The sequence below is a fragment of the Streptomyces adelaidensis genome, assembly GCF_016598475.1.
GTDB classification, from domain to species: Bacteria; Actinomycetota; Actinomycetes; order Streptomycetales; family Streptomycetaceae; genus Streptomyces; species Streptomyces adelaidensis.
Map to the genome: position 1 here is coordinate 1 of NZ_JAEMUX010000132.1, position 16,295 is coordinate 16,295.

Annotated in this window: 15 protein-coding genes; 5 read left to right on the forward strand and 10 right to left on the reverse strand. The window is 71.4% G+C overall.

Going from position 1 to position 16,295, the window contains the following annotated elements; all coding sequences use genetic code 11:
• Window positions 1–173 precede the first annotated feature (173 nt).
• Complete coding sequence (locus I8N67_RS38740) at window positions 174–365, forward strand: DUF397 domain-containing protein (RefSeq protein ID WP_200308991.1); 192 nt, start codon at window positions 174–176, stop codon at window positions 363–365.
• 78 nt (window positions 366–443) lie between these two features.
• Here I8N67_RS38740 and I8N67_RS38745 read toward each other — a convergent pair whose 3' ends face one another.
• The 7 genes from I8N67_RS38745 to I8N67_RS38775 all read right to left on the reverse strand — a co-directional run bounded on the left by I8N67_RS38745 (window position 444) and on the right by I8N67_RS38775 (window position 9,438).
• A complete protein-coding gene (locus tag I8N67_RS38745; RefSeq protein WP_200308992.1) occupies window positions 444–2,456 on the reverse strand; it encodes a beta-galactosidase in 2,013 nt (670 codons plus the stop codon).
• On the reverse strand, window positions 2,453–3,766 hold the full coding sequence (locus I8N67_RS38750) for a glycoside hydrolase family 36 protein (protein WP_200308993.1): 1,314 nt from the start codon (window positions 3,764–3,766) through the stop codon (window positions 2,453–2,455). The genes I8N67_RS38745 and I8N67_RS38750 overlap by 4 nt, the downstream gene beginning before the upstream one ends.
• Window positions 3,767–3,807: 41 nt before the next feature.
• On the reverse strand, window positions 3,808–4,713 hold the full coding sequence (locus I8N67_RS38755) for a carbohydrate ABC transporter permease (RefSeq protein WP_200308994.1): 906 nt from the start codon (window positions 4,711–4,713) through the stop codon (window positions 3,808–3,810).
• On the reverse strand, window positions 4,710–5,699 hold the full coding sequence (locus I8N67_RS38760) for a carbohydrate ABC transporter permease (protein WP_200308995.1): 990 nt from the start codon (window positions 5,697–5,699) through the stop codon (window positions 4,710–4,712). Before I8N67_RS38760 ends, I8N67_RS38755 begins: the two co-directional genes overlap by 4 nt.
• 52 nt (window positions 5,700–5,751) lie before the next feature.
• Entirely contained in the window at window positions 5,752–7,062 is a 1,311-nt protein-coding gene (locus I8N67_RS38765) for an ABC transporter substrate-binding protein (RefSeq protein ID WP_200308996.1), read from the reverse strand.
• A gap of 250 nt (window positions 7,063–7,312) precedes the next feature.
• Window positions 7,313–8,737, reverse strand: coding sequence for a sensor histidine kinase (locus tag I8N67_RS38770; RefSeq protein WP_200308997.1), 1,425 nt, complete (start codon window positions 8,735–8,737; stop codon window positions 7,313–7,315).
• Window positions 8,734–9,438, reverse strand: coding sequence for a response regulator transcription factor (locus tag I8N67_RS38775; protein WP_200308998.1), 705 nt, complete (start codon window positions 9,436–9,438; stop codon window positions 8,734–8,736). Before I8N67_RS38775 ends, I8N67_RS38770 begins: the two co-directional genes overlap by 4 nt.
• A gap of 131 nt (window positions 9,439–9,569) precedes the next feature.
• Here I8N67_RS38775 and I8N67_RS38780 point away from each other — a divergent pair, with 131 nt between their 5' ends.
• The gene (locus I8N67_RS38780; protein ID WP_200308999.1) at window positions 9,570–10,082 is read left to right on the forward strand and encodes a hypothetical protein; all 513 of its coding nucleotides are present in this window, start codon (window positions 9,570–9,572) and stop codon (window positions 10,080–10,082) included.
• 26 nt (window positions 10,083–10,108) lie between these two features.
• Here I8N67_RS38780 and I8N67_RS38785 read toward each other — a convergent pair whose 3' ends face one another.
• On the reverse strand, window positions 10,109–10,966 hold the full coding sequence (locus I8N67_RS38785; RefSeq protein ID WP_200309000.1) for a spermidine synthase: 858 nt from the start codon (window positions 10,964–10,966) through the stop codon (window positions 10,109–10,111).
• 54 nt (window positions 10,967–11,020) lie between these two features.
• Window positions 11,021–11,422 (reverse strand): hypothetical protein, encoded by a 402-nt coding sequence (locus tag I8N67_RS38790; RefSeq protein WP_200309001.1) that lies wholly within the window; start codon window positions 11,420–11,422, stop codon window positions 11,021–11,023.
• A gap of 311 nt (window positions 11,423–11,733) precedes the next feature.
• Between I8N67_RS38790 and I8N67_RS38795 the strand changes: the two genes are divergently transcribed.
• Window positions 11,734–13,245: an NsdA family TPR-like regulatory protein gene (locus I8N67_RS38795; protein WP_200309002.1), complete on the forward strand. Its 1,512-nt coding sequence runs from the start codon at window positions 11,734–11,736 to the stop codon at window positions 13,243–13,245.
• A 40-nt stretch (window positions 13,246–13,285) separates the two neighbouring features.
• On the opposite strand, the gene I8N67_RS38800 is transcribed toward I8N67_RS38795, so the two are convergent.
• The gene (locus tag I8N67_RS38800) at window positions 13,286–13,882 is read right to left on the reverse strand and encodes a histidine phosphatase family protein (RefSeq protein ID WP_200309003.1); all 597 of its coding nucleotides are present in this window, start codon (window positions 13,880–13,882) and stop codon (window positions 13,286–13,288) included.
• Between the two features lie 181 nt (window positions 13,883–14,063).
• On the opposite strand from I8N67_RS38800, the gene I8N67_RS38805 reads away from it, so the two are divergent.
• Both I8N67_RS38805 and I8N67_RS38810 read left to right on the forward strand, forming a co-directional pair.
• Window positions 14,064–15,020, forward strand: a complete 957-nt coding sequence (locus I8N67_RS38805) for a phosphatase PAP2 family protein (protein ID WP_200309004.1) — start codon at window positions 14,064–14,066, stop codon at window positions 15,018–15,020.
• A gap of 4 nt (window positions 15,021–15,024) precedes the next feature.
• A partial coding sequence (locus tag I8N67_RS38810) for a hypothetical protein (protein WP_307835503.1) occupies window positions 15,025–16,295 on the forward strand: 1,271 nt, incomplete at its 3' end.

The window sequence follows — 16,295 nt, forward strand, 5'->3', positions numbered from 1 at the left end:
ATCGCTCTTTCTCCGGGATGGAGACCAACTCCACGCGTACGCCAAGATGTTCGAGCGGCTCTCAGAGCTGGCACTGGCACCGGTCGACCCCGAAACGGCACCCGAGTCACACGACACACGCGATTCGCTCAGTCTGATCCAGCACGTGATGTACGCCCTGTGAAAGGACCCTCATGCCCCAACCTGCCTGGCAGAAGTCGTCGTTCAGCTCAGGCGGCGAGGGCAACTGCATAGAGATGGCGGCAATAACCCCGTCCCGCATAAACCTCCGCGAGAGCGACCGGCCACACGAGACAGCCACGGCCGCCCCCCGCGCCTTGGCGCACCTCCTGCGTACGGTCAAGGCCGGACTCCTCAGTCGCTGAGCCCACGGGAGATCGGCCCCCGGGGGTGGCGGTACGGCCAGCAGCCGTACCGCCACCGGATGTTCGACGGCAACCCGGTCAGCGAGGTTCGCGTACGACCGCCACGTCCCCGGCCGCCACCCGTACCGGGCCGCCGCCCTCGGCGAGCCCCTTCCCCGTCAGCAGCTCAAGAGCCTGCGGCGCGACCTCGACCTCGGCCTCCTCGTCCCCATGGTTGATCAGGAAGAGGTAGTCCGCGTCCGGGCCCCGGCGCAGTACCGCCTCCACGCCTTCGGGAGTCGTACGCACCGGTCGTACGCCCGCCTCCTCGCGGATGCGGTCCAGCAGGGAGGCGAGGGTCGTCGGGTCGGGGCGGGTGGCCACGTACCAGGCCGTGCCGGTGCCGTGGGTGTGGCGGGTCACCGCCGGGACTCCGGTCAGGGGGCCGGAGGTGTACGACGTCACCGCCTCCGCGCCCGCCAGGGCGACCCGCTCCGACCAGAGTTCCGCCGTACCGCCGTCGCTCAGGCCCAGGGACTCGCCCGGCAGCAGGGGGAAGAGTTCGTCCGTGCGGACGCCGAGTGCCTCGCGGAAGGCGCCCGGGTAACCGCCCAGCCGGACGTGGCAGTTCTCGTCCACCGCGCCGCTGTGGAAGCCGACGGCCAGGACGCCGCCACGCTCCGCGAAGCCCGTCAGGTTCGCCGCGCCCTCGTCGTCCACCAGGTACAGGCTCGGGGCCAGGACCAGCTTGTACGAGGAGAGGTCCGCGTCCGGGCGGACGAAGTCCACGGCTACGCCTGATCGCCAGAGGGGCTCGTACCAGGCGCGGACCAGGTCCTGGAAGCGGACCTCCTCGCTGGGCTGGGACGGGAGTTCGACGGCCCACCAGGAGCTCCAGTCCCAGACGACGGCCACTTCGGCGACGCCCGTACTGCCGCGCACTTCGGCCAACGCCCGCAGATCCGCGCCCAGTTGGACCACGTCACGCCAGATCTGGCTGTCCGTGCCCGCGTGCGGGAGCATCGCCGAGTGCCACTGCTCGGCGCCGGCCTTGGCCGCCCGCCACTGGAAGTACGCGATGCCGTCCGCGCCGTGCGCCACATGGGCCAGGGCGTTGCGGCGCAGCTCGCCCGCCGTCTTGGCGCGGTTGACCGGCTGCCAGTTGACCGCGCCGGTGGAATGCTCCATCAGCAGCCACGGGCGGCCGCCCGCGAGGGAGCGGACCAGGTCGCCGCTGAGCGCGATGTCGATCTGCGACTCGGGGTCGGTGGACTGGAGGTAGTGGTCGTTCGAGACGATGTCCAGCTCCGGCGCCCAGCGCCAGTAGTCCAGCTTGTCGAAGTTGTACATCACCATGAAGTTGGTGGTGGCGGGGGTGGCGGGGGCCGCCTCCAGCAGCACCGCCCGCTCCGCCTCGCACAGCGACAGCAGCGCGTCGCTGCAGAAGCGGCGCCAGTCCAGCTGGTGGGTCGGGTTCGGGACCGCGCCCGTCGGGCGGGGCGGGATGATCTCGTCCCAGTCGTAGTACCACTGGCTCCAGAACGTCGTGCCCCAGGCGTGGTTCAGCGCCGCCAGGTCGTCGTACTTCTTCCGGAGCCAGACCCGGAACGCCGCCGCGCTCGTGTCGCAGTAGCACTCGCCGTTGTGGCAGCCGTACTCGTTGTGGATGTGCCACATGACCACCGCCGGGTGGTCCGCGTACCGCTCGCCCAGCACACGGGCGATCCGCAGGGCCGCCTCACGGTAGGCGGGGCTCGACGGGCAGAACGTCTGGCGGCTGCCGTACGAGAGGGTGCGGCCGTCCTTGTCCACCGGGAGCGCCTCGGGGTGGGCCCGGAAGAACCACGCCGGCGGGGCCGCCGTGGGCGTCGCCAGGTCGGCCGCGATGCCGTTCTCCTGCAACAGACCCAGGATGCGGTCCAGGCGGGAGAAGTCGTACGACCCCTGCGACGGCTCCAGCAGCGCCCACGCGAAGATGTTGACGCTGACCATGTTGACGCCGGCCTCGCGCATGAGGCGTACATCCTCGGCCCAGACTTCCTCGGGCCACTGCTCTGGGTTGTAGTCGCCGCCGTAGGCGAGGCCGGGGACGGACAGTTCGCGGGCGGTCATCGGGCAACTTTCGTCAGGAGGCGGCGGGTGGTGTCCACGCCCCAGGGGTCCAGGGAGAGCAGGCGGTCGCTGGAGGCCATCAGGCCGCCCGTCACCTCGACATGCGCCGCCCAGCGTTCACGTGTGTCCACGGCCGGGCGGGCCATCAGGCAGTCGGGGTCGTTCACCCAGAGGCGGCCGTGCTGCCATTGGCGGCCCACACCGGTGAACTCGGCGGAGTCCTGGCCGGGCTGGCTGTGGTCGTCCGCCTCGGGGCGGCGGTGCGGGGCCGTGTCGGGGCTGACCCGCATGGCGTCGAACAGGCCGATGGAGGGGAGGATCGGCGCGCCGCAGCCCAGCAGGTAGGCGTCGGCGCCTATCGCCTCCCGGATCAGTTCGATCCCCTGGCGGTACGCGGTCAGGGCGTCCACCCCCGCGTGCCGTACGCCCTCCAGCGCGCCCGCGTACAGGAAGTCGACCTTGAAGTAGTCGTAGCCCTCCGCGCGCAGGGTCGTGAAGACCTCGGTCAGGTACGCCGCGGCCTCGGGGTGTGTGGTGTCCAGGACGTGGAGGTCGTGGCCCCAGTTGCGGCCGGCGTGCGTGAGGCCGCCGTCCTCGTCGTGGACCAGCCAGTCGGGGTGCTCGGCGGCCAGGGTGCTCGACGGGTCGACGAGGAAGGGGGCCGTCCAGATGCCGGCGCGGCGGCCACGGGCGCGGATGGCGTCGGCGATGCCCGCGCGGGAGCGGAAGCGGCCGGAGAGGGTGAGCCAGTCGCCGAGGGCGCGCTGGTAGCCGTCGTCGATCTGGACGACGTCGATGGGGAGGTCGAGGGTGTCCATCGCACGGATGTTCTCGTGGATGTCGTCCTCGGTGACGGAGGTGAAGTACTCGTACCAGGAGCACCAGACGGTGGGCGCGGGGCGGGGGGCCGCGAGGCCGAGGCCGGCGGCCCAGTCGCCCAGCACCGACTGGATGTCCGGGCCCGTCCACTCCTTCACCGGGCTGTCGGAGCTCACCTCGGCGCCCCCGTCCCGTACCACCAGGCGGATGGACGGGACGTCGCGTACGGGGTCGGGCGCGGCCCAGAGGCGGACCGCTGTGCCGTCGCCCGGGTCGAGCGCCAGCAGGCCCTCTCCCTGGAAGGTGCCGGCGGGGGCGGTGACACCCGGGCGGTAGCAGACCGTCGCCCAGTTGTCGTTGGTCGGACGGTACGGGGCCGCGTCGAGGGCGTAGGCGCCGCTGGGGCTCCAGGACTGCCAGCCCTCCTCGTGGACCCGTGCCGCACTGGTGTCCACAGGCACGGAGACCACGTGGGTGAAGGGGTGGTGCACGAAAAACTTCTCTTTCACAAAGTGGGCTGCCGAAGGGGCCGTCAGCCCTTGTTGGCACCCAGGGTCAGACCGCTCACGAACTGCCGCTGTAGCGCGAAGTACACGACCAGCGTGGGGATCGCGGTGAGGAGCGCGCCGGCGGCGACCAGGTTGGGGTCGGTGAAGTACTGCCCGGAGAGGTTGTTCAGGGCCGAGGTGATCGGCATGTTCTCGCCGGTGGAGATGAGGACGAGGGCCCAGAAGAAGTCGTTGTAGATCCAGATGGAGAGCAGGGTTCCCAGGGCGGCCATCGCGGGCTTGCACAGCGGCAGGACGATCTGCCAGTACAGGCGCCACACGGAGGCGCCGTCGACGAGCGCGGCCTCGGTCAGCTCGTGCGGCAGGGAGCGCATGTAGTTGCTGAGCACGAAGGCGCAGAAGCCGGACTGGAACGCCACGTGGATGAGGACCAGGCCGAGCGCGGAGTCGTACAGCTTGCCGCTCATGGTGATGCCGGGCAGGTCGATGAGCAGGTACAGGCGGTACAGCGGGGTGATGATGACCTGCTGCGGGAGCAGGTTGCCCGCCGTGAAGACCAGGAGCAGGAAGATGTTGACGCGGAAGTCGAAGCGGCTGACGTAGAACGCCACCATCGACGACAGGAACAGCGTCACCAGCACCGCCGGGACGGCGACGATCAGCGTGTTCAAGAAGTAGTGCGTCATGTCCGACTGCGTGAACGCGTTCGTGAAGTTGTCGAAGCTCAGCTTGTCGGGCCACGAGACGTAGCCCTTCTCGCTGGTCTCGCCGTACGGGCGCATGGCCGCGTACAGGGCCCACAGCAGGGGTCCCAGCCACGCCAGTGCCATACCGGCGAGGAACACGTGCAGGAGGACCCGGGCGGGGCGCAGGGGCGTGCGCTCCTTGGGAGCGGCGGTCGCGGCGGTGGTGTCGACGGTGGTGCTCATGCGCGCCGCTCCTTCCGGAAGGTCGCGATCAGATACGGGATGATCACGACGAGGGAGATCACCAGAAGGACGACGGCGATCGCCGATCCGTATCCGATACGGCTGGACTCTCCGATGATGTTGTTGGTGACGAGGATCGACAGCAGCTCGGTGCCCTCGGCGCCCTTGTTGAAGACGAAGACGAGGTCGAAGGCGCGCAGGGCCTCGATGATGGTGACGACCAGGACGACGGTGTTGGTGGGGCGCAGGGTCGGGAAGATGACGTTCTTGAACGTCTGCCACTCGTTGGCGCCGTCCAGCGCGGAGGCCTCCCGCAGGGACGGGTCGACGCCCTTCAGGCCGGCCAGGTACAGGATCATCATGTAGCCGGCGTGCCGCCAGGACGCGGCGATGAGGATGGCCCAGAGGTTGAGGTCCGGATCGCCGATCCAGTCGATGTAGTGGCCCGGCTCGTTGGCGCCGATCAGGCTGTTGATCAGGCCCGTGTCGGGGTTGTAGATCAGCTGCCAGACGAAGCCGATGACCGCGAGCGACATCACCACGGGCAGAAAGAACGCCGTCTGGTAGACGCGGCTGAACCGGATCTGCTTGTCCAGCTGCACGGCCAGGAACAGGCCGAGCGGCGTGGGGATCAGGATGAGCGCCACGAACCAGATGATGTTGTGCTCGACGGCGGGCCAGAACTGCGGGTTGTTGGTGAACAGTTCCTTGAAGTTGTCGAACCCGACCCACTTGATCGAGTCGAAGCCGATGCCGTCCCAGGTGGTGAAGGCCAGCGCGATCGAGGCGAAGGCCGTCACCCAGACGAGGGCGACGTGCAGGATCGTCGGCAGACCCGCCATCAGGCCCAGCGTGAGCCTGTCTCGGCGGGTGAGGAGCCGGCGGTGCCCCCGGGGCACCTTCGCGGCTTTTGCGGTCTTGGCGGCAGGGCCGGAGCCCGGAGGCGGCGTGGCCGCCTCCGGGCTCTCGGTGGGGGTGGTCGTCATGTCAGGAGGTCATCCAGTCGTGAGGACGTTCGATCGTCAGGACAGTCGGTCGTCAGGACGCGAAGATCGTCTTCTTCTGGCGCTCGATGGACGAGAGCAGGCTGTCGATGCCCTTGGGGTCGCGGATGAACTTCTGCAGCGCCGGCTGCATCACCGTGGAGGTGAAGTCGGGGCGGCTGTCGCGGTCCATGAACTGGGTGAGGGTCTTGGCGCCGGAGATCATCTCGTACGCCTTCTTCTGCATCGGCGTGTACGAGGAGATGTCGGCCTTGGTGGAGGCGGCCACCACGTTCGGGTCGGCCTTGAGGTAGATCTGCTCGGCCTCGGGGGTGCCGAGGAACTCCATCAGCTTGACCGCGCCCGCCTTGTTCTTCGGGCTCTTGCTCATCATGAAGCCGTCGGTCGGGGCCTCGACGGTGTCCTGGCCGTACGCCGGGTCGATCTCCGGGAAGGCGAAGAAGTCGAGGTCGTCGAGGTCGTCCTTGTTGGTGAACTGCTGGCCCACGAAGGTGCCCAGCAGGTACATGCCCGCCTTCTTCGACGCCAGGGTCTGCGCGGCGTCCTGCCAGGTACGGCCGACGGCGCCTTCCTGGTGGTACGGCAGCAGCTCGGCCCACAGGTCGAAGACCTTGCGCACCTTGGCGTCGGTCCAGGACGCCTTGCCCGCCATCAGCTCGACGTGGAAGTCGTAGCCGTTGGTGCGGAAGTTGAGCTGGTCGAAGGTGCCCATCGCCGGCCAGGCGTCCTTGTCGCCGAAGGCGATCGGGACGAGCTTGTCCTTCTCCATCTGCTTGCACAGGGCGATCAGCTGGTCCCACGTGGTGGGAACCTCGTAGCCCTTCTCCGCGAAGACGCTCTTGCGATAGAAGAGGGCCCAGGGGTAGGTGTACAGCGGCACGAAGTAGAACTTGCCGTCCGCGCCCTGGCTGAGCTTCTTCATCGCCTCGGGGAAGTTGCCCCCGATCTTGTCCCACACGTCGTCGATCGGGTTGGCCAGGCCCTTCTCCGCGAAGAACTGCATGCGGTAGCCCGCGAACCAGTGGAACACGTCGTCCGGCGTGCCCTGCAGATAGGTGTTGATCTGCTCCTGGAACGTGTTGTGGTCCTTGGTGTTCACGTCGACCGTGATCCCGGACTGCTTCTTGAACGCCGCGTAGATCTCGGCGAACGCCTTCTTCGGCACCGCGTCCGACGCGTTGGAGCCGAGGGTGACGGTCTTCGAGTCGCCGGCCGAACTGCCACTGCCGCCGCAGGCGCTGAGCAGGGGGACTCCAGCGCCGAGCGCAGCGGCCCCGCCCACGCCGCGCAGCAGGGTGCGACGGCTCGGCCCGGGGACGGCGAGTCCGGAAGGTGTGAGGTGCATGTACGGCTCCCTGGGGACAGGTGGTTCGGTCGCAATGGCCCTCGTCAGCTACTGATCGAAAACAATCAGAAACCAACTCGACCGAACATCGGTGGCCGCCATAACAGCTCTATGTCATGTCATACGTCAAGGCTTCTTGTCCCCCTTTGTTGAAACGTAATCCATGGATGTCGAAACGTGACCGACACATATGTGAGCCACTTCCCTCACCGAAGGAGCCGCGTCCGCGGGGCACCATGACCGCGCGAGATCAACCACCGAGGTCACCGGCTCGGACGGAGGCCGTTCCGATGCGTCCGCGTCGGCGTATCGACGCCCCTCGGTGCCCCCTCCGCGCCGACGCCCTGCCGTCCCCCGCCGCACCCCCGTCCAGCTGGATCCAGACCCGCACCTCGGCGCCGCCCAGCACCGACGGCCCCAGGCGGACGTCACCTCCGGTCGACTCGGCGAGCCTGCGCACGATGTCCAGGCCGAGCCCGGTCGAGCCGTCGCTGCCGGAGCCCCGGCCGCGGGCCATGGCGGCCCCGGGGTCGGCGATGCCCGGCCCGGCGTCGGAGACGAGAACGATCACCGCGTCCTCGCCGTTGTGAACGTCGACCGCGAAGGCGGTGCCCTGCGCCGTGTGCCGGAAGACATTGCCGAGGAGGACGTCCAGGGCGGCGGCCAGATCGGCCCGGGCGACGGGGATGCGGACCGGGCGCTCCACCCCGGCCAGCCGCCACGTGCGGCCCTCGTCCTCCGCGAGCGCCGACCAGAACGCCATCCGCTCCCGGACCACCTCGGCCGCGTCGCACCCGGCGCCCGGCCCCGCCGCCGCGGTCTGCGGCTTGGCCTCCCGCGCCGTACGGATGATCGTGTCGACCTCCCGCTCCAGCTGCTCGACCGCCGCCCGGGTCTGCTCGGCGGCCGGCCCGTCGCCGAGCGAGGCCGTGTTGAGCCTCAGCACGGTCAGCGGTGTCCGCAGCCGGTGCGACAGGTCGGCCGCCAGCTCCCGCTCGTTCGCCAGCAGCTGGACCACCTGGTCGGCCATCGCGTTGAACGCCACCGCCGCCAGCCGCAGCTCCTTCGGCCCCTCCTCGGGCACCCGCACGCCCAGCTGCCCCTCCCCCAGTTCGTGCGCGCTCTCGACCAGCCGCCGCGCGGGCCGGACCATGCGCACGCCGAGCCGGTCGGCCACCGCGACCGAGCCGACGATCAGCGCCGCACCCACTCCGGCGAGCACCGCCCACGCCATGGCCACCCCGTGGCTCACCTCGGACTCGGGCACGTACACCTCGACGACCGCTATCCCCCCGGAGCCGATCGCGGTGGGCTGGAGCAGGGTGGACCCGCCCGGCACCTCGGTGGTCGAGGCCCGGCCCAGCTTCCGCACGGTCGCGATGTCCGCGCCGGAGGCGCGCTGCCGGCCGAGGTCGATCGCGGCGGCCCCGTCACCGTCCGCCGGCAGATGCACCGCGAGCCCGTCGTCCGCGCCCGCCGAGGCGACGACCCGCTCCAGCTGCTCCCTGTCGTTGGTGATGGAAAGGGCCGGGGCGATCGCGGCCGCCTCCCGCTCGGCGTCGGAGAAGGCCCGGTCGCGTGCCAGCTCCTTGACTACCAGCCCGAGCGGCACCGCGAAGGCGACCACGACCATCGTCGTCACGGCCACGCACACCTTGACCAGCGCCCACCTCATGGCCGCGCCCCCGCCCCCGGCGGCTCCAGCTTCACGCCGACGCCCCGCAGGGTGTGCAGATAGCGGGGCTTCGCCGCCGTCTCCCCCAACTTCCGCCGCAGCCACGACAGATGGACGTCGATGGTCTGGTCGTCCCCGTACGACTGCTGCCACACCTCGGCGAGCAGCTCCTTGCGCGGTACGACGACTCCGGGCCGGCCGGCGAGGAACGCGAGCAGGTCGAACTCGCGCCGGGTGAGGTCGAGTCGTGCGCCGTCCAGCTCGGCCTGGCGGCGCAGCGGGTCGATCGCGAGGCCGCCGACGCGGATGACCGTGGACGGGGGCGCCTCGCCGACGAAGGCGCGGGAGCGGCGCAGTACGGCGGAGATCCGGGCGGAGAGGTGCTCGACCGAGAACGGCTTGGTCAGATAATCGTCCGCGCCGGCGTTCAGCAGCCGGACGATCTCCGCCTCGTCGTCCCGCGCGGTCGCGATGATCACCGGTACGTCGGTGATGCCACGGAGCATCTTCAGCGCCTCCGAGCCGTCCAGATCGGGCAGCCCGAGGTCGAGGATCACCACGTCGAAGCGGAGGTGCGCGACCTCGCGCAGCGCCTCCAGGGCCGTACCGACGCTGCGCACGGTGTGTGCGGCGTCCGTCAGATGCCTGATCAGCGCCGAGCGTACGAACTGGTCGTCCTCGACCACGAGCACACTTGCCATGCGCCGCACCGTACGCCATACCCGGGAGCCCGCCCGGGGCCTGTGGACAACTCCCGCGGAGGCCCTGCGCACCGGCCCGCACACCGCGTATCCCACGACACCGGTGGGGCTCGTGGGGCAGTATGGCCGCGATGCGCAGAGGACTCCTCCACCTACTGGCCTGGCTGCTCGCCACGGGCGCGGCGGTCACGCTGTCGTGGTGGGGCGTCCACTCGGTGATGGCCGGCACGGCGTACGACCCGCCCCGCGCCCTGCCCGTCACAGCCGCCGACGCGCGGGCCCAGGAGGCGCCGGAGAAGAGCGACGACGGCGACGGCGAGCCGTCGTCGACCCCTTCGAACCGGCCGCGGCCGTCGAAGCCGGCACGCCCCAGCCCCAGCCTCAGTCCGAGCCCGAGCGATCCCTCCGACTCGGGCGACTCGGGCGAGATCAAGGGTTACGACACCGAGGGCGGCCGGGTGGTCTTCTCGCTCGGCGAGGAGTACGCGACCCTCGTCTCGGCGACGCCCGGTTCGGGCTGGTCGATGCACGTGTGGAAGACGCAGACGTGGATCCGCGTCGAGTTCGCCGCGGGCGCGGACCGGGTGACGGTGTTCTGCACCTGGCACGACAGCGCGCCCCGGGTGGACGTCCAGACCTACTGACGGCCCTCAGTACCTACTGACGAGTGTCAGCGGAACACCGACGACGGCGGCGCGGGCGATGCCACCGCCGCCGCGTCCGTCACCGGCCCGGCGCCGCCTGTGAAGTCCGTGAGCGCGCGGCCGTGTTCGACGCGGCCGGGATGCGGGTCGGAGGCGGCTCGGCGGGTCAGTTCGGCGACGGGCAGGGGCTGGTCGGAGGCGACGAGGACCGCGTTGCCGAATCGTTTGCCCCGCAACACGGTCGGGTCGGCGACGAGCGCCAGCTCCGGGAAGACGACGGCGGCGGTGGCGATCTGACCACGCAGATGGGCGAGCGGAGGGCCGTCGGCGAGGTTGGCGGCGTAGAGCCCGCCGGGCTTCACCACCCGCCGTACGTCCGTGAGGAACTCCGTCGACGTCAAGTGCGCCGGGGTGCGCGCCGCGCTGAAGACATCCGCGATCACCAGGTCCGCCCACCCGTCCGGCACCTTGGCCAACCCGTCACGCGCGTCCACCGACCGCACCCGGATCCGCGCGTTCGGGTCCAACGGCAGTTCTCGCCGGACCAGTTGGACCAGCGCCGCGTCGCGCTCGACGACCTGCTGGGTGGAGCGGGGGCGGGTGGCGGCGACATATCGGGCGAGTGTCAGGGCCCCGCCACCGAGGTGCACGGCGTGCACAGGACGGCCGGGCGGGGCGGCGAGGTCGATCACATGGCCGAGGCGACGCTGGTACTCGAACGAGAGATACGTCGGGTCGTCGAGATCGACATGCGACTGCGGCGCCCCGTCGACGAGCAATGTCCACGCCCGCGCCCGGTCCCTGTCCGGAAGCAACTCCGCGAGTCCCCCGTCGACCGCCTCGACAACGGCGCCGACCCCCTGCCCCTTCTTCGACCTGCCCATCCAGCCATTATCGGGGGCGGCGGGCGCCGCGCGCACCGGCGGCCGGGCCCCGGCTCAGCGACAGTTGTCCGCGGCCTCGATCATCCGCGCGGCCTCGTCCAGGGCCGCCCGCAGCACGGCCGGATCGGTCGCCAGGTCCGCCTCACCGGGCGGCAGCAACCAGTCGGCCCCCGCCGCGGGGGCCGGCACCGCCCCCCGCCCGTCGCTCTGCGTGCACGTACTCCCCGGCACGTCCCAGGCGTCGGCCGTACCCGGCGGGACGAGGAACCCGAGGGTGTCACAGGTGTCGTCGTGCAGCACGGGCCCGACGGCCATGTCGGGCCCGACCACGTCGAGGGCGCCACGGCGGAGAATGTCGACCGCCTCCAGCCCCTGCCGCGCGGGCACGGTCACGAGGTCGCAGTCGGGGGCCGACCGCACGGGCAGCGGCGGCGTGCGGGATTCGATGTCCTTCATCCGGGCCTCCATCACGTACAAGCCCCCTCGTCCAGCTCCAGCGAGTGGTCTCGGGAGTTCGGGCGGCTCCCGGTCCATGTTGCCCAACGCGCCAGTCCGTCAACGGCTACGGCGAAACTGGGCCGCAAAGGATGGCAGTTCATGGCAGATCCAGGATGAGATATCCGGTTTGTAGCCAAACCTCGCGTGGGGGCCCCGATGAGCCGGGTACGTTCTTGCCCCGCCGGACACAGCGGAACCAACCGTGCAGCACGCACACAAGTACCAATGAATCCGGCATGGTTCGATGGTTCGCGAGAGAGGGCCCGGCCATGACGTCGTCATCGGTGACCTCGTCCCAGTCCCCCCGTCCACAGCGGCCGAACCTCGCCTTCCGACAGCTGCGCGGGCAGCGTTCGCCGGGCGAGTTCGCCGCGGCGGTACGGCGGGCCGCGCGTGAGATCGGCGAGCGGGTGAGCTGTGACGCGCGGTACGTCGGGCGGGTCGAGGCGGGCGAGATCCGCTGCCCCAACTACGCGTACGAACGGGTGTTCCTACACATGTTTCCTGGCCGGACACTGACCGACCTGGGGTTCGCGCCCCGCGCGGAGGTACGCGGTCGGGGGGCGCGTCCCGCCGAGGAGGCGCCCTCCTCTCGCAACAAGAGCCGCTCGCACTCCTCGCACGGGACGAGGGGTGAGACGACGGGGGCGTACGAGCCGTATGACACGCCAGAGACGTACGACAGGCAGGACCCGCGGGGCCGCACGGACTATGTGCGCGGCCGGCGGGACACGCACCAGACGTACCAGAACCACGAGGAGAGCGACGTGCAGCGTCGCGCATTCATGACCGGGGGTACCGCCGCCGTGGCGGCCGCCTCGCTCGGCCCCTTCGCCCTCAGCGGCACGGCCTCGGCCACGGACCGCCCCGTCCACCGGGCGGGCACGGGCGAGGCGGGAGCCCTCGAAGCGGCCGTACGCAAGATCCGGCTGCTCGACGACCGGCACGGGGCGGACGGGCTGTACCGCAGGGCCTCGGCGCCGCTGCGGACGGCGTACGCGCTGCTCGACGCGGGCACCACCCGGCAGACCACCGCCGACCGGCTGTACGCGGGGGCGGGCGAACTGGCCATCTCCGTGGGCTGGCTGGCCCATGACTCGGGGCGGTTCGACGACGCCCGCTCGCACTACGCGGAGGCGCTGGCCACGGCCCGGATGTCGGGCGACCCGGGCCTGGAGGCGCACGCGTTCTGCAACACGGCCTTCCTCGCACGCGACGCGGGCCGCCCCCGCGAGGCTGTACGGGCGGCGCAGGCCGCGCAGCGCATCGCCCGGCCGCTGGGCTCGCCCCGGCTGATGTCCCTGCTGGCGCTGCGGGAGGCGGGCGGATGGGCGGGGCTCGCCGACCGCACCGGCTGCGAACAGGCACTCGCGCGGGCACAGGCCCTGTACGGCCGGGGGACCTCCGAGGCCGACCCCGAGTGGATGAGCTTCTACGGGGAGGCCGAGCTGGAGGGCCTCGAGGCGCAGTGCTGGTCCACGCTGGGCGACTGGCCCCGGGCCGCCCGGCACGCGCGCCGGGCAGCGGGCCTGCAGAACCCGCACTTCACCCGCAACATCGCGCTCTACACCGCCGAGCTTGCCGACGACCTCGCGCGCGGGGGGCGGCCCGACGAGGCCGCGGCGGCCGGTATGCGGGTCCTGGACCTCCTCGACGAGGTCCAGTCCTCCCGCGTCCAGCAGATGCTCGCGGGCACGGCCAGGGTGCTGCTGCCGCACCGGCGGGCCTCAGGGGTCTCCGCGTTCCTGGAACGGCACGCGGGCGCCGCCCGGTCTGCGTAGCGGCCCTCGCGTCACAGCCGCGGGTGCCCGGAAGCGGCACCTACCCCACCAGGTGCCCCGTGTCGTTCCAGGACTCGATCGCCGGGTCGCCGTAGGCCCAGCCGAGCACCGACAGGGATGTCGGGTTGAGGCGGACGCGGCCCGCGAAATCGATGCCCAGGCCCAGCCATCGCGCGGCTATGGACCGCAGGATGTGCCCGTGCGCGAAGACGAGGACGTCGCGCTCGGCGGACCGGGCCCACGCGACCACCTCGTCCGCGCGCTCGGAGAGCTGCGGAAGGGTCTCCCCTTCGGGGACGCCGTCGCGCCACATGAGCCATCCGGGCCGGAAGGCCTGGATCTCGGCGGGGGTCAGCCCTTCGTACGCCCCGTAGTCCACCTCCATGAGGGTGTCCCACTCGGTGGCCCGGTCCCCGAAGCCGGCCAGTTCGCACGTCTCACGCGCGCGCGAGAGGGGACTCGTCCGTACGTCGACACCGGGCAGCCCGTCCAAAGGCGCCCGGTGCAGGCGCTCCCCGAGGAGCTTCGCGCCGTCCCGGCCCTCTTCCAGGAGCGGAATGTCCGACCTGCCGGTGTGCTTCCCGAGCAGGGACCATTCCGTCTGTCCATGCCGGGCCAGCAGGATGCGCGGTGCCATGGGGGGACCTTCCGGGTGTCTTCCGGGTGAAGGGAGAATCGAGAGGCGGACGGGTCCATCATCGCTCACTGTGGCTGATGGCAACCCGAGAGACGATCTCTGCGTCTTGGACTTCGTCCCGCACAACCGGAACCACGACAAACGCACGATGAACGACGCGCAGATGGGGGAGGACGTTCGGATGCCGCAGACCGAGGCGACCGAAGCACCGGTTACCAGGAGGACCGGCGCACCGGTTACCGAGGCGGCACCGGGCCCCCGGCTCCGCTGGTGGACCGAGCTGCCGCTGATCCTGCTGGTGTACGGGGCGTACTCGGCCGGCCGGCTGCTCGCCCGGGGCGACACCGCCACCGCCGTCGACCACGGTCTGGCGATCCTCCGCGTCGAGAAGGCCCTGTGGCTCAACGCCGAGCACCCGCTGAACCGGCTGTTCACCCGCGAGCCCTGGATCGGGATACCCGCCGACTTCTGGTACGCGTCGCTGCACTACATGGTCACGCCCGTGCTCCTGGTGTGGCTCTTCAGATCCCGTACGGTGCGCTACCGCGCGGCCCGCGCCTGGCTGCTGACCTCCACCTTCATCGGCCTGATCGGCTTCACCCTGCTCCCCACCTGCCCGCCCCGCCTCCTCGACGCGTCCCACGGCTTCGTCGACACCATGGCCCAGTACAGCGCGTGGGGCTGGTGGGGCGGTGAGGCCAGCGCGCCCCGGGGCCTGGGCGGCATGACGAACCAGTACGCGGCGATGCCGAGCCTGCACGTCGGCTGGGCGCTGTGGTGCGGGGTGATCCTCTGGCGCTTCGGCGGCGGCACCCGCCTCGTGAAGGCGGCGGCCGTCGCGTACCCGTTGATCACCACGATCGTGGTGATGGGCACCGCGAACCACTACTTCCTCGACGCGGTGGCGGGCGCCGCCGTGATGGGTACGGGCCTGCTGCTGACGCCGCTGGTGCTGCGGATCGCGGACCAGTGCCGGGTCTCCCTCGGACTCGCGACGGTGGCCGAGAGCCGGTTCGGCGGCGCGCCCGTCGTGCCTGCCACGGTGGTCCCTCGCGGCTCGGTTTCCCCGTTTGTCAGTGGTGAGTGCCAGACTTCCGCGGGTGAGCGAATTCCACGGCAGCGGATCACCGGACCCTAGCCCGGTGCCGATCCCCCGGGCTCGGGGGACGGCACTGCGGCAGCGGCTCGGTGAGCTGCGCGGGCCCGAGATCCCACCCAAGGCGCTGGACGCGCGCGCCCTTGCCGCGCTCGCGGCCAACCCCGGCTGCGAGCGCCGCGCGCTGCTGGACGGCGCGGGGGTGAACAAGGCGGTGCTGGCGGGCGCGCTGGGCTCGCCCTCCGCCTTCGGCCAGTCCCAGTTCGCCTTCATGCGGGGCAACGCCTTCGAGGCCCGCGTCAAGGCGGACGGCGGCGCCGAGCTGCTGCGGCTGGTGCACGAGAGACTGGATCCCGGCGCCGAGCCACCGCTCACGGCCTCGGTGCCCGACCTCACCGCCGTCGGCCCCGAGGGCCGCGCCGCCCGTACGGCGCTGGCGCTGCGCGAAGCGACGGAGACCGGCGGCTGGGCGCTGCTCGACCACCCCATGCTCGCGCTCGACGTGGCGGGCTCCCCCGCGTTCCTGGAGCCGGACGCGGTGGTGGTCCACCCGGACGGCACCTGGTCGGTCGTCGAGATCAAGTCCTTCCCGATGCTCGACGGTTCGGCGGACCCGGCGAAGGTGGGCGCGGCGGCCCGCCAGTCCGCGGTCTACGTGCTCGCGCTGGAGGAGGTCGCGGCCCGGCTCGGCGCGGAGCCGGAGGGGCGCGCCGGAGGCGAAGGGTCGAGCACGGTCGCCCCCTCCCCTCCGGCTGAGGCGCCTCGGGGGCCGAGCGCCCAAGACGGCCGCCCCGCCCCCGAGGTCCGCCACCGGGTGCTGCTGGTCTGTCCGAAGGACTTCACCAACCTCCCGACGGCCGCCGCCGTCGACATCCGCAAGCAGCGGGCGGTCACCCGGCGCCAGTTGACCCGCCTCACCCGGATCGAGGAGATCGCAGACGCCCTCCCCGAGGGCGTCTGCTTCGCCCCCGACCTGCCGCAGGAGCGGCTGACGGCCGCCGTCGAGTGCCTGCCCGCGGCCTACGCCCCCGAGTGCCTGGCCGCCTGCGAGCTGGCCTTCCACTGCCGGGCGGCGTCCCGCGCGGAGGGCGCGGTGACATCCCTGGGGCGGGGCACCCGAGCCGAGCTGGGCGGTCTCAGCACGGTCGAGGGCGTCCTGGCGGCGGCCCACGGCAGGGCCGGGGACCCGGACGACCCCGCCGTGGCGGCGCTCAGAAGAGCGGCGGAGCTGCGGGCCGAGGCGCTGGGTGCGTCGGCCCCGCCCACCGCCGTACCCACCGCCGTACCTGGCGTGGTCCCGGACGGGGCTCCGGTCCC

What these genes read in the sequence shown, in the direction of transcription:
- I8N67_RS38740 (WP_200308991.1), top strand. Translation starts at nt 174, where the DNA reads ATGCCCCAACCTGCCTGGCAGAAGTCGTCGTTCAGCTCAGGCGGCGAG.
- I8N67_RS38745 (WP_200308992.1), bottom strand. Translation starts at nt 2,456, where the DNA reads ATGACCGCCCGCGAACTGTCCGTCCCCGGCCTCGCCTACGGCGGCGAC.
- I8N67_RS38755 (WP_200308994.1), bottom strand. Translation starts at nt 4,713, where the DNA reads ATGAGCACCACCGTCGACACCACCGCCGCGACCGCCGCTCCCAAGGAG.
- I8N67_RS38760 (WP_200308995.1), bottom strand. Translation starts at nt 5,699, where the DNA reads ATGACGACCACCCCCACCGAGAGCCCGGAGGCGGCCACGCCGCCTCCG.
- I8N67_RS38765 (WP_200308996.1), bottom strand. Translation starts at nt 7,062, where the DNA reads ATGCACCTCACACCTTCCGGACTCGCCGTCCCCGGGCCGAGCCGTCGC.
- I8N67_RS38770 (WP_200308997.1), bottom strand. Translation starts at nt 8,737, where the DNA reads ATGAGGTGGGCGCTGGTCAAGGTGTGCGTGGCCGTGACGACGATGGTC.
- I8N67_RS38775 (WP_200308998.1), bottom strand. Translation starts at nt 9,438, where the DNA reads ATGGCAAGTGTGCTCGTGGTCGAGGACGACCAGTTCGTACGCTCGGCG.
- I8N67_RS38780 (WP_200308999.1), top strand. Translation starts at nt 9,570, where the DNA reads ATGCGCAGAGGACTCCTCCACCTACTGGCCTGGCTGCTCGCCACGGGC.
- I8N67_RS38785 (WP_200309000.1), bottom strand. Translation starts at nt 10,966, where the DNA reads ATGGGCAGGTCGAAGAAGGGGCAGGGGGTCGGCGCCGTTGTCGAGGCG.
- I8N67_RS38790 (WP_200309001.1), bottom strand. Translation starts at nt 11,422, where the DNA reads ATGAAGGACATCGAATCCCGCACGCCGCCGCTGCCCGTGCGGTCGGCC.
- I8N67_RS38795 (WP_200309002.1), top strand. Translation starts at nt 11,734, where the DNA reads ATGACGTCGTCATCGGTGACCTCGTCCCAGTCCCCCCGTCCACAGCGG.
- I8N67_RS38800 (WP_200309003.1), bottom strand. Translation starts at nt 13,882, where the DNA reads ATGGCACCGCGCATCCTGCTGGCCCGGCATGGACAGACGGAATGGTCC.
- I8N67_RS38805 (WP_200309004.1), top strand. Translation starts at nt 14,064, where the DNA reads ATGCCGCAGACCGAGGCGACCGAAGCACCGGTTACCAGGAGGACCGGC.